Source organism: Streptomyces spiramenti, from assembly GCF_012034385.1.
Lineage (GTDB): Bacteria > Actinomycetota > Actinomycetes > Streptomycetales > Streptomycetaceae > Streptomyces > Streptomyces spiramenti.
In genome coordinates, this window is sequence record NZ_JAAVJB010000178.1 from 1 (window position 1) to 11,318 (window position 11,318).

At 73.5% G+C, this 11,318-nt stretch carries 9 protein-coding genes and 2 pseudogenes; 3 read left to right on the forward strand and 8 right to left on the reverse strand.

The features are described 5' to 3' along the window. Positions 1–121, forward strand: a pseudogene (locus HCJ92_RS18215) (pyrroline-5-carboxylate reductase family protein); the annotation flags it as partial. A 917-nt stretch (positions 122–1,038) separates the two neighbouring features. Here HCJ92_RS18215 and HCJ92_RS18220 read toward each other — a convergent pair. Then, a complete protein-coding gene (locus HCJ92_RS18220) occupies positions 1,039–1,830 on the reverse strand; it encodes a hypothetical protein (RefSeq protein WP_167934684.1) in 792 nt (263 codons plus the stop codon). Beyond that, positions 1,830–2,189 carry a PadR family transcriptional regulator gene (locus HCJ92_RS18225; protein WP_167934685.1) on the reverse strand — a complete coding sequence of 120 codons (360 nt, stop codon included), beginning with the start codon at positions 2,187–2,189 and terminating at the stop codon, positions 1,830–1,832. The genes HCJ92_RS18220 and HCJ92_RS18225 overlap by 1 nt, the downstream gene beginning before the upstream one ends. Positions 2,190–2,384: 195 nt before the next feature. Here HCJ92_RS18225 and HCJ92_RS18230 point away from each other — a divergent pair, with 195 nt between their 5' ends. Beyond that, the gene (locus tag HCJ92_RS18230; protein ID WP_167934686.1) at positions 2,385–3,362 is read left to right on the forward strand and encodes an alpha/beta fold hydrolase; all 978 of its coding nucleotides are present in this window, start codon (positions 2,385–2,387) and stop codon (positions 3,360–3,362) included. Positions 3,363–3,429: 67 nt separating this feature from the next. Here the strand turns inward: HCJ92_RS18230 and HCJ92_RS18235 are convergent, their stop codons facing one another. The 3 genes from HCJ92_RS18235 to HCJ92_RS18245 form a co-directional block, all read right to left on the reverse strand. Continuing rightward, positions 3,430–4,575: a glycoside hydrolase family 5 protein gene (locus tag HCJ92_RS18235; protein WP_167934687.1), complete on the reverse strand. Its 1,146-nt coding sequence runs from the start codon at positions 4,573–4,575 to the stop codon at positions 3,430–3,432. A 237-nt stretch (positions 4,576–4,812) separates the two neighbouring features. Continuing rightward, a complete protein-coding gene (locus HCJ92_RS18240; RefSeq protein WP_167934688.1) occupies positions 4,813–5,712 on the reverse strand; it encodes an SDR family NAD(P)-dependent oxidoreductase in 900 nt (299 codons plus the stop codon). 90 nt (positions 5,713–5,802) lie between these two features. Next, positions 5,803–6,300, reverse strand: coding sequence for a MarR family winged helix-turn-helix transcriptional regulator (locus HCJ92_RS18245; protein WP_167934689.1), 498 nt, complete (start codon positions 6,298–6,300; stop codon positions 5,803–5,805). 108 nt (positions 6,301–6,408) lie between these two features. Here HCJ92_RS18245 and HCJ92_RS18250 point away from each other — a divergent pair, with 108 nt between their 5' ends. Continuing rightward, the gene (locus tag HCJ92_RS18250) at positions 6,409–7,089 is read left to right on the forward strand and encodes an SDR family NAD(P)-dependent oxidoreductase (RefSeq protein WP_167934690.1); all 681 of its coding nucleotides are present in this window, start codon (positions 6,409–6,411) and stop codon (positions 7,087–7,089) included. 185 nt (positions 7,090–7,274) lie between these two features. Here the strand turns inward: HCJ92_RS18250 and HCJ92_RS25090 are convergent. The 3 genes and pseudogenes from HCJ92_RS25090 to cydC all read right to left on the reverse strand — a co-directional run. Further along, a pseudogene (locus tag HCJ92_RS25090) lies at positions 7,275–7,499 on the reverse strand (transposase); the annotation flags it as partial. A 135-nt stretch (positions 7,500–7,634) separates the two neighbouring features. After that, positions 7,635–9,290 carry a sensor histidine kinase gene (locus HCJ92_RS18260; RefSeq protein WP_167934691.1) on the reverse strand — a complete coding sequence of 552 codons (1,656 nt, stop codon included), beginning with the start codon at positions 9,288–9,290 and terminating at the stop codon, positions 7,635–7,637. A gap of 126 nt (positions 9,291–9,416) precedes the next feature. Continuing rightward, a partial coding sequence (cydC, locus tag HCJ92_RS18265; RefSeq protein WP_167934692.1) for a thiol reductant ABC exporter subunit CydC occupies positions 9,417–11,318 on the reverse strand: 1,902 nt, incomplete at its 5' end.

Here is an 11,318-nt window from a genome sequence, read left to right on the forward strand (position 1 = left end):
CTCCGGGCCCGCCTACTTCTACTTCCTCGTCGAAGCCATGGTCGACGCCGGCATCCTGCTCGGCCTGCCCCGCGACAAGGCGCACGACCTGATCGTCCAGGCCGCGTACGGGGCCTCCGTCCCGGAATCGGGCGGCACGCCGGGGGTGCCCGACTCGGCGCCGTCCGAGCCGCGTACGGCGTCGGGGGTCGGTTCCGCATCGGCGACCGCGCCCCCGTCGGACCGGGCGTGCGCCCCGTGCTCCGGGGCGCTCCGCACGGGCGCCTCGGCCCGGAACCGGGGCGCGGCGCCGGGGGCAGAGGCGGAGTCCTCGGCGAAGGCGGCGTCCTGCGGCAGGCAGGGCTCCTCCAACCGCACCACGGCCTCCGCGAGTCGACCCGGCATGGCGTACCCCGTCCCCGGCGCGGCGCCGCGCGGTTGCACGGTCGCCTCGTCCAGGAAGTGGCAGCCGTCCCGCTGGACGGCCGTCAGGACGTCGGCCACCCAGACCCGGAACGGATCGCCGCCGCCCCCGCCGCCGCCGCCCCCGAGCGCGAGCATCATGACTACGGAGAGGTCAACCATCTCCGTCGCGGGGGACCACCCCGGCTCGGTCGGGGCGGCGATCCCGAACCGTCCGGTGAGGCTCGCCAGCGTGTCGCGACGGTCGTCGGGGACACCCCGGGAGGCCGGAAAGTCACTCATCGTAACGCCCAACTCGGCGGCGGGGAACCAGTGGGTCCCGTCGGGCAGGGTCAGCCTCCGGACGCGGCGGCCGGTCGCGGCAAAGACGAGGTCATCGACGTCGATCGCGTCCCTGGGCTGCGCCGCAGCGGGGTTCGTGGGCTCTTCGTCCATGGCGGGCACGCTAGAAAGTATCCCCGCCCCCATGCTGCAGACGAGCGAATCTTCAGCTCTTCGAGTGAATTTGTTGCACGCCTGTCACCACGCGCGGTAGCTACCGCCCCGTCCCGTCACCGCGTGCGCGCCTCCCGTCACCAGAGCTTCGCGATTCACATGCGCCCCCTTTGTGCGCCGGTTGCGCTCCGGCGCTCGAATTTACGCTGGGTCACTACCGGGAGGGCTCAACTCTGGCTCCGTGGCGGGGCGTTCACCGGAGCCGCGACGAAGCGAGCGCCGCACGCCGACCACCGCGGCGACCCCGCCGATGACTCCGCCCACGGCTCCGCCGATCCAGACGCCCGGGTCGTCGCCCGCGAACCAGAGCAGGAACGGCAGCACCACCAGGGACACCGCGCCGACCACCATCCCGATCCGGTTGCCGCGGCTCAGGAAGGTGCGGTCACGCGGACCGGCAGGCGGGTCCGGCAGCGCGGCATCGGGGCCGAGCGACGCGGCCAGGGGCCGCTTGTAGTACGTGACGAACCGCCAACTGCCACACGGCTCCCAGCCCTCGGGCGCCAGCAGCGCGGTGCGCTCCTCCCGCCGGCGCCGGGAGACCACCTCACGGCGGTACTCCCAGGCCATGGCGGCCCCGCGGTCGCGCCGTGCGACGAACCGGCCGAGCCGGTCGAGCTCCCGGACCTCCCAGCCCTGCCGGCCGTACCGGTCGAGTACCGCGAGGTCGCTGTCGTAGTCGGCCACCCACCGCCACTCCTCGGCGTCCTCGGCCGGGCCCCCGCCGTCGGTCGGGACGACACCCGGGCCCCCGGTCAGAGAGGCGGCGAACTCCGCGAGCGGGCCGAACTCGTCCTCGGCGCGCACGCCGGTGGCGTCGAGGTGGTCGATCAACTCGCCGACCACGGCCTCGATCCGGTCCTCGGGCATGCGCTCCGCACGCAGTAGTTCCGCCAGTTCGGTGAGGTAGCGGTCGTCGGTCCCGGTCGTCATCACTCGCGTGTCCCCTTCGTCGCCGTGGTCGGAGCGCCGGCCAGCACTGCCCGGGTGGTGGCGTGGAACTCGTCCCAGGCCGCTGTCTGTTCGGCGAGCTGCCGCTCGCCCTCCGGCGTGAGCCGGTAGTAGCGGCGCCCCGGGCCGCGCTCGGCGGCGCGGTACTCGGCGGCCACCAGCCCGGCGGTCTCCAGTCGGTTGAGCACCGGGTAGAGCGTGCCGCCGCGGATCTGGCCGAGCCCGGCGCCGTCCAGTCGCCGGGCGATCTCGTAGCCGTAGCTCTCGCCATCGGTGAGACAGCCCAGCACCAGCAGGTCCAGGACGCCCTTGAGCCAGCTCGCCCTTCGGTCAGTTGCCATACCTAGATAGAACCACAGACTAGTAAGCATCACAACCTAAGTTGCACGACCGACTTCCACCGCCGCGGACCTCGGCGCGCAGCCCGGCACCCGCCGAGGCCCCGGTGCCGCGACGTGCCGAAACCGCAACACGGTTCGGCGCGCCTCCCGGCGCCCGCCGATCATCGGTGGGACGTCGACCCCCGGGAGGACCCCGTGACACCCACCCCACCCGCCCACCGCCTGGTCGCCTCGCCCGCGGGACGCACCCATCTCGTGGAGCAGGGGCAGGGCCCGCTGGTCCTGCTGCTGCACGGCTTCCCCGAGACCTGGCGGTCCTGGCGCCACCAACTGCCCGCACTCGCCGCCGCCGGCTACCGCGCCGTCGCGATGGACACCCGCGGCAACGGCCGCTCGTCCCGTCCGGCCGACCCGGCCGCCTACCGGGCGTCCGCCCTGGCCGAGGACGTCGCGGCGGTGGTGCACGCCCTCGGGGAGCGGCAGGCCGTGCTCGTCGGGCACGACTGGGGAGCGACCGGCGCGGCGCACGCCGCACTCCTGCGCCCGGAGCTCTGCCGGGGCGTGGCCCTGCTGGGGGTGCCGTACACGCCGCCCGGTGGGCCGCGCCCGGGCGAGGTCTTCGCGGGGATGGGCGGCGAGGAGGAGTTCTACGTCTCCTACTTCCAGGAACCGGGCCGGGCCGAGTCGGAGATGGAGCCGGACGTGCGGGGCTGGCTCGCGGGGTTCTACGCGGCGCTCTCCGGCGACACGGCGCCGGTGCCCGGCGCTCCCGACCCGCACTTCGTCACCCGCGACGGCGGGACCCTGCGGGAGCGGTTCCCGACCGGGACGGTGCCGGGCTGGCTGTCCGACACGGAACTGGACGCCCATGCGGCGGAGTTCGAGCGGACCGGCTTCACCGGGGCGCTCAACCGCTACCGGAACATGGACCGCGACTGGGCGGAACTGGCGCCTCACGCAGGTGCCGCGATCGACCTTCCCTCGCTCTTCGTCGGCGGCGAGCACGACGCCTCGCTCCGCTGGCTCGCCGACGCGGTCGCGGCGTTCCCCCGGACGCTCCCCGGGCTTCGGGGCAACCACGTGCTCGCGGGGTGCGGCCACTGGGTGCAGCAGGAGCGGCCGGAGGAGACCAACCGGCTGCTCGTCGAATGGCTCGACGCCCTGCCCGGCTGACCGGCGCCACCACGGCCCGCGCTCTCGTCCGCCCCGGCGGGCGGACGGCTCAGCTCTGTCGGACGGCTCAGCTCATGCGGTCCCGGATCCAGACACCGGCCTCCTTGAGCCCGGCGGTGCCGGCCCAGGGCCCGCCGGCCGCGCAGACACCGACGTCGAACACGGCGCCCGAGCGCCAGTCGTCGGAGAAGTTCCAGTTGACCCAGCTGATGTTCTTCTCGGCCATCAGGTCCAGGTACCGCTGCGACATGGTGAAGTCGTTGGCGCCCTCACCGGAGTAGTCCTGGGTGCCGAACTCGGTGACGAAGACCGGGAGGCGGTCGGAGGCCCGGTCCAGCGCGTTGAGGTAGTAGTCGCCGTGCGAGGCGGCGTAGAAGTGGAAGACGTACATGATGTTGTCGGCGTTCACGGGGTTGTTGACGATCTCCTGCTCGTCGGCGCCCTCGGACAGCCCGAAGGACGACCAGGCGCGCGTGCCGACCAGGACCACCGCGTCCGGGTCGCCGGCGCGGACCACCGGGATGACCTCCTCGGCGTAGCTCTTGATCGACGACCAGCTCACACCGTTGGGCTCGTTGGCGATCTCGTAGAGGATGTTGTCCTGGTCGCCGTGGCGGTCGGTGATGTCGGTGAAGAACTTCTTGGCGCGCTCGGTGTTGGCGTTGGGGTCGCCCGGGCTCAGCTGGTGCCAGTCGACGACCACGTACATGCCGCGCTCGGTCGCCTGGTCGATGACGCGGCTGGCGATGTCGGTGAACCGCTGGGGGTCGGTCTCGTAGCCGCCCTCCTGGACGTAGGTGCTCACCCGCAGGACGTCGGCGCCCCAGTCGTCGGCGAGAGCGTCGAGCGAGCCGTCGGTGAGGCAGTGCTCGAACCACTGGGTGCCGTGGCTGCTCATACCCCGCAGCTGCACCTCCTGGCCGTCCTCACCGCAGAGCCGTATGCCGCAGACCTCCAGGGCGCCGTGCTCGGCCAGCGGGGAGGCGGCGGGGGCGGCGGCGGCAGCACCGGCGGGGGCCTCGGGGACGGACTGCCCGGTGTCGTCACCGGCGAGCGCGGTGCCACCGACGGCGACGGCGCCGCCCGCCAGCAGGGCCACGGCGGAGGCCGCGGCCACCAGGCGCAGGCGGCGGGGCCGCCGGGCGTGGGAGCCGGCCGCGGGGGCGGCGGGGTCCGGCGTCTGCGCGGAAGTGGGGAGCGCGGAACGCGACATGCGGTTCTCCTTCGTGACCGGCGCCCCGAACGGGCACCGGTCGTGGGGGGTGCGGAGGGAGTTGCTCCGAAACCTAGGACCACCTCCCGGCATGTCAAGATCCTGCGGCGGGTTCCGGACGGATCACCGTCCGCGGACCACCGCACGGGGTACGGGCTCCCGGCGGCCCCGCCCCGCCCGCCCCGGCGGCACCGCCCACCGCACCGCGACCACCGCCACCGGAGCCACCTGCACGGGTCAACTGCCCCGCTGTGCACCGCCGTTGACCTGAACGACCTGAGAGGTGACGTGGCCGGCCGCCGGTGAGGCGAGCCAACGCAGCGTCTCCGCCACGTCGCCCGGGGTGCCGGCGCGGCCGTTGAGCGTCTCGGCCACGCGCGCCCGCCGGTTCTCCTCGGTCATCCCGTGGTCGCCGAAGAAGTCGGTCTCCCCGACGAGCCCCGGCGCCACCACGTTCACGGTCACTCCTCGCGGCCCCAACTCAGCCGCCAGCGCGTGAGCGTAAGGGTGCAGCGCCGCCTTCGCCGCGCCGTACGCGGCCGAGCCGGAACCCCGGTAGGCGGCGACGGAGCTGACGAACAGCACCCGGCCGCCCGGCGAGGCGAGTCGGTCGCGCAGTGCTTCGGTCAGTAGTACGGCGCTGAGCGTGTTGGTGCGGAAGTCGGCGGTCCAGGTCGCCGCGATCCGCGCGAGCCCGTCGCGCGCGTCGCCCTCGGACGGGTTCGGCCCCGCTCCGGCCGTGGCCGCGCTCCGGGTGTCCGGATCCGACCGGTCCGGGAACGGGCCGTGCGAGGACGACGCGTCAGCGGGCGGGACGCCAGTGGGCGGTACGTCCGCGGGTGAGGCGAGCGCGGTGGGAGCGCGGGGGTGGAGGGCGCTGTTGCCGCCCGCGGAGTGCACCAGCACGTCGACCGTGCCGAACCGCTCACGGACGAGTTCGGCGACGGCGCGGGCACCGGCCGGCTCCGTCAGGTCGGCGGGACAGGCGACCCCGTCGGGCAGCTCGGCCGCCGCCCGCTCCAGTACGTCGCGCCGCCGTCCTACCAGGACGAGGCGGTCACCCATGCGGGCGAAGGAGTGCGCGGCGGCGAGCCCGATGCCGGTGCCGCCACCGCTGATCACCACGGTCCGATTCATGCCGCGCACGGTAGCCGCCGTCCCACCGCGCGGTGCCTCCGCTATCAGGAGCCGTATCTCAACCGAACATGACCGCTGAGTTTTCGCGGTTCAGGCATGGTTTCGCTCGGAGGGTGGCGGCGGTCCCGGATTCGACGTCTGGTGCAGCTTCTCCCAGATCCTCAGCAGCGCGTTCATGTCCTCTTCGTCCAGAACGCCAGCGAAGTGCTGGTCAATGGCCTGCTCGAATGTCCGCGACACAGCGTCGGCGTAGCGCCGTCCGGCGTCGGTGAGGCTGATGAGCGAGATTCGCCCGTCGGTCTGATCGGCTGCGCGAGCGAGGTGTCCCGCGTCGATGTGCTCCTGCACGATCCGGGAGGCGCGGGTCGGACTGACACTCACAAGGAGACGGGCCAGCGATCGCATCGCCTGGGGCTCGGACTCTCGGAGGCGGCAGAACACTTCGAAGGCGCTGAAGGTGATGTGGTGGCGCGCGGTCAGGAGGGCGTCTATCCGCGCAGTCAGGGCTGCGTGGGCATAGATCAGGGCGAAGAAGCCGGCGAAGCGGGGCTCGGAGAGTTCCAGCGGTGGGGTCTCGGAGCGCGTCATGAGGCGATCTTACTCTGAGAATGCGCACTGAACAAGATGCGCGCGCACACATCTGTTAGCGTGGTGTTCGTGGCCGGTTCTCGGTCCACATCGAGAAAGGAGACCAAAATGAGTGCACGGATCGCGGTCGTGGCTGGAGCTGGAGGAGGACTCGGGCGAGCAGTGGTCTCGGCGTTGCGGACGGCGAACCTGCGGGTCGTCGCCATCGACCGCAACGAGGAGGCCTTGCGCGTGCTCGGACCTGAGGTTCACCAGATCGCAGCGGACCTCTCGACGCCGGAGGGCGCCAAGTCGGCGCTGGCGCGCGTCGAGGCGGAGGTCGGCGCGCCGAGCGTTCTGGTCAACACGATCGGGGTCTGTACGTTCGGCGGCGTGATGACGATCACGCCCGAGCTGCTTCGCCAGCAGGTCGACCTCAACGTCGGCGCGGCAATATGGCTGACGCAAGCCGTGGTGCCGCACATGCAGCAGCTAGGAGAGGGCGTGATCGTCCACACCGCGGCCGAAGCGGGGGTCGAACCGACCGACGGTCTCACGGCCTACAGCGTCAGCAAGGCGGCGACCGCGCACCTGACACGGGTGCTCGATGTCGAGCTGCGGCCGTTGGGGATCCGTGTCAATGCGGTCCTTCCGCGCCTGATCGCCACCGAAGCGAACAAGGCAGTACTCCCGCCGGAGCTGCTCGCCACCGCCTCAACCCCTGAAGCGGTCGCCGGGGCGATCGCTCTCCTGGTCAGCGAGGAGGCGGCTGCCGTCCACGGCGCACTCGTGCCCGTCAACGGCTGGTGATCTGGTTCGGAGATCCTGTCGCAGTAGCGGCAGAAGCGGTCGAGGATCTGGTCGGCGGTTTTGGTCCACTTGAAGGGCCGGGCATCGTCCTTCCAGACCTTGATCCATTCTTCGAGTGCGGTCGTGAGTTCGTCGAGGGAGCAGAACACCCCGCGTGCGAGACAGCGCCGTTCCAGCTCGGTGCACCACCGCTCGACCTGGTTGATCCAGGACGAGTAGGTCGGGGTGAAGTGGAGCTGGAAGCGCGGGTGCGCGAGCAGCCACTTGTGCACCACGGGCGCCTTGTGGGCGGAGAGGTTGTCGCAGATGACGTGGACCGCCAGGCCCTTGCCGGTCTGGCGGTCGATCTCGTCGAGGACTCGGCGAGCAACCACCCGCGCTCGCCCAGCCGCTTCGCCTTCGAGCGCACTCCCTCGACCTTCGCAGCCACCGACGCATCGAGCCCGAGAGCCGCCGCGATGTCCTTGGCCCGCATGGCCTCGCCCCCCGGCTGGTCCTGCAACACGTCCTAGATCCGCTGGTTGTCCAGCGAGAGATACGGCTGCTCAGAGCGGGACCTCCCAGACGACCGCGGTGCCGCGGCCGTCCGGGCCGGGACCGAAGGTCACGGTGCCGCCCAGGCTCCGCGCCCGCTGCCCGATGTTCCGCAGCCCGGAGCGGCGCTCCTCCCCCTCGGGGAGTCCCACGCCGTCGTCCGCCACGGTCAGCCGGACCGCGTCACCGCCCTCGGGAAGGACGGCGGTGGCGTCCACGGAGACCTCGACGCGGCCGGCCCCGGAGTGCCGGGCGGCGTTGGAGAGCGCCTCGCGGAGCGCCGCGATGAGGTTCTTCGCCACCGCCTCCCCGACCCGGTTGTCGACGGGACCGCTGAAGGCGACGGAGGGCTGGAAGCCCAGGGTCAGCGCGACGGTCCCCGTCTCCCGCAGCACCCTGGTCCGCAGCCCGGACGGCGCCTCCTCGGGACCCTGCTGGAGCGCGAAGATCGCGGTGCGGATCTCCTGGATGGTGGCGTCGAGTTCGTCGACCGCCTTGCCGATACGGCTGTGCACGTCGGGGAGTTGGGCGGCGCGCTGCGCCGTGTCCAGGAGCATGCCGGTGGCGAACAACCGCTGGATCACCAGGTCGTGCAGGTCGCGGGCGATGCGATCGCGGTCCTCGTAGACGGCGAGTTGCTGACGGTCGTCCCGCGCCTCGCTCAGCATCAGCGCCACCGCGGCTTGTTGGGCGAACTGGTTGGCCATCGCCCGCTCGGCGATGGAGAACTGCCGGGCCCCCCGGGCGCGCGGCAGCGCCAGCGCCCCCAGCGCACGGCCGTTGTTGGCCAGCGGCAGCACCATGCTGGGGCCGAACCGAGCGGCGCTGGGATCGTTGATGCGGGGGTCGGAGGCGACGTCCTCGAAGAACACCGGCTCCCCGGCGAACAGTTGCCCGAGCAGGGCGCTGCCGGGTGCGATCTGCGCCCCCATCAGGCCGGTGGTGTCGTCGGCGCAGGCGGCGACCACCTCCATGCCGCCGCCGCTGCTGGGCACCAGGACCATCGCGGCGTCGGAGTCCGCCAGCCGCCGGGCCTGCTCGGCGACCACGGCGAGAGCGTCGTCGACGTCCCCGGAGAGCAGCGAGGTGGAGAGCTCCGCGGTGCCGTCCATCCAGCGCGCGCGTTCCCGGACGGCTTCGTAGAGCCGGGCGTTGCCGATGGCGATGCCCGCCTCCGTGGCGAGGATCTGCACCAGCTGGAGGTCGTCGCGGGTGAAGGCGGCGGCGCGGGTGTCGGCCAGGTAGAGGGCGCCGTACCCGGCATCGTGGACCCGGACCGGCACACCCAGCAGGGAGCGGAGCGGCGGATGGTCGGAGGGGAACCCGGAGAACCGCGGGTCGCGCGTCAGGTCGGTGAGCAGCAACGGGGTGCGGGACTCCAGCAGCGACCGGATCAGCCCGCGCGAACCGGGGAGGCGGCCGATCCGCGCCCGAACCTCCTCGCTCACCCCCCGGGTGACGAACTCGCCGACGCCGCCCTCGTCGTTGACTGCGGCGAGCGCCGCGAAGGGCGCGCCGGTGAGCTCCGCAGCGGCGGCCACGACCCGGTCGAGCAGCATGGGCAACTCCACGTCGCCACCGATCGCGACCATGGCGTCGAGCAGCAGGGGGAGCCGCTGCGCCAGGTCGGTCGAGCCGCCGTTTCGCGATGAGCCCTCAGCCGCCATGGTGCGAGCCTAGGCGATTTGCCTGTTTTGTGACTTCTGGATGGTGCATGCGGTGGGCGGGGCCTCCCGGCCGGGCCCCGCCGGGAGGGCGTCGGGGCACGGCCATCGCCACCGTGCCCCGGCCCCTCACGCCCCCGTCAGCACCGACGCGGATCCGGGCGCCGCCGCCAGGTCGCCGTCGGCGGCGCGGAGCAGCCGACGGAAGGGGCCGGACACCGCCGCCAGCTCGGCGTGGGAACCGCGCTGCACGATCAGCCCGGCGTCCAGGACGAGCACCTCGTCGACGGCCGCCAGCCCGGCCAGCCGGTGGGTGATCAGCACGGTGGCGCGTCCCTCGGTGGCGGCGAGCAGGTCGGCGGTGAGGGCGTCGGCAGTGGGGGCGTCGAGGTGCTCGGCGGGCTCGTCGAGCACCAGCACCGGGAAGTCGGCGAGCAGCGCGCGGGCCAGCGCGAGGCGCTGCCGCTGCCCGCCGGAGAGCCTGCCGCCCTCCTCCCCCACCGGGGTGTCCAGCCCGTCCGGGAGCGCGCGGGCCCACTCGCCCAGCCGGGCGCGGTCGAGCGCCGCCCACAGCCGGTCGTCGTCGGCGTCGGTCGCCGCGAGCCGCAGGTTCTCCCGGAGGGTGCTGTCGAAGACGTGCGCGTCCTGGGCACAGAGCCCGACCAGGCGCCGCACGACGTCGCCGTCGAGCGCGGTGGCGTCCGTACCGGCCAGGGTGTAGCGGCCGGCGGAAGGGTCCAGCAGCCGCAGCAGCGTCAGGGCGAGGGTGGTCTTGCCGGCGCCGGAGGCCCCGACGACCGCGATGCGGCGGCCCGCCGCCAGCTCCAGGTCCACGCCGCGCAGCGCGGGCCGCTCGGCGCCGGGGTGGGAGGCGGTGAGCCCCGTCAGCCGCAGCGGGAACGGGCCGGCCGGGGGCTCGGCCGGTTCGGCGGGCTCGACCACGGGTTCGGGCGCCTGGAGCACCTCCCGCAGCCGGTCGGCGGCGCGCGCGGCGCGCTGCCGGTGACGGACCGCCTGCGGCAGACCCGCCACGGCCTCGAAGGCGGCGAGCGGGAGCAGCACCACGGTGGCCAGCCACACCCCGGTGAGCGAGCCGTCGTGGACGGCGGCGACACCCAGCCAGGCCGCGGCGGTGACGGTCAGCCCGGTGATCCAGGTGATCAACCCCGAGGTGAGCGCGTTGCCGGCGGCCGAGCGCGCCGCGAGCGCGGTCAGTTCGCGGTCGGCCTCCGCCGTGGCGGCGAGCCGCCCGGGGAGGGCGCCGGCGACGGACAGTTCGGCGGTGCCGGTCAGCACGTCCACGGTGCGGGTGGCGAGCCTCCCCCGTGCCGGGGCGAGTCGCCGCTCGGTGCGGCGCGCCAGCACCGCGGTCGCCGCGGGGACGGCGACACCCGCCGCCAGCAGCCCGACCGCCAGTGCGACGCCGGCGGCGGGCAGCAGCCAGAGGGTGAAGACGACGGCCGACGCCGAGGCGGCGCCCGCCGCGGTGGCCGGGAGCAGCCACCGCAGGTAGTGGTCCTGCTGGGCGTCGACGTCGCCGACGACCCGGGCCAGCAGGTCGCCGCGGCGCACCTGGCGCAGCCCGGCGGGGGCCAGCCGCTCCAGGCGGCGGTAGACGGCCACTCGCAGATCGGCCAGGATGCGGAGCACCGCGTCGTGGGAGAGCAGCCGCTCGCAGTAGCGGAAGACCGCACGGCCGATGCCGAAGGCACGGGTCGCGGTCACCGCCATCATCAGGTAGAGGAGCGGCGGCTGTTCGGAGGCGCGGGAGATCAGCCAGCCGGAGACGGCCATCAGTCCGGTGGCGCAGGCCAGGGCGAGTGCGCCGAGGACGGTGGCCCATCCCAGCCGCGCGGTCCAGCCGGCCCGGGCGGCGCCGCCGGATTCGGCGGCGAGCAGCCCGGCCGGGCCGCGGACACGGCGCGACCGGCCCAGCGACCTGGCCGACATCCGCGGCGAGGGCGGCCCGCAGGTGCAGGTGGTCGAGGAGTCGACCGGCCGGCTGCTGGGAACGGTGGACACGGCCGCGGC

What these genes read in the sequence shown, in the direction of transcription:
- HCJ92_RS18245 (WP_167934689.1), bottom strand. Translation starts at nt 6,300, where the DNA reads ATGACGCGCTCCGAGACCCCACCGCTGGAACTCTCCGAGCCCCGCTTC.
- HCJ92_RS18235 (WP_167934687.1), bottom strand. Translation starts at nt 4,575, where the DNA reads ATGTCGCGTTCCGCGCTCCCCACTTCCGCGCAGACGCCGGACCCCGCC.
- HCJ92_RS18225 (WP_167934685.1), bottom strand. Translation starts at nt 2,189, where the DNA reads ATGGCAACTGACCGAAGGGCGAGCTGGCTCAAGGGCGTCCTGGACCTG.
- HCJ92_RS18260 (WP_167934691.1), bottom strand. Translation starts at nt 9,290, where the DNA reads ATGGCGGCTGAGGGCTCATCGCGAAACGGCGGCTCGACCGACCTGGCG.
- HCJ92_RS18240 (WP_167934688.1), bottom strand. Translation starts at nt 5,712, where the DNA reads ATGAATCGGACCGTGGTGATCAGCGGTGGCGGCACCGGCATCGGGCTC.
- HCJ92_RS18220 (WP_167934684.1), bottom strand. Translation starts at nt 1,830, where the DNA reads ATGACGACCGGGACCGACGACCGCTACCTCACCGAACTGGCGGAACTA.
- HCJ92_RS18250 (WP_167934690.1), top strand. Translation starts at nt 6,409, where the DNA reads ATGAGTGCACGGATCGCGGTCGTGGCTGGAGCTGGAGGAGGACTCGGG.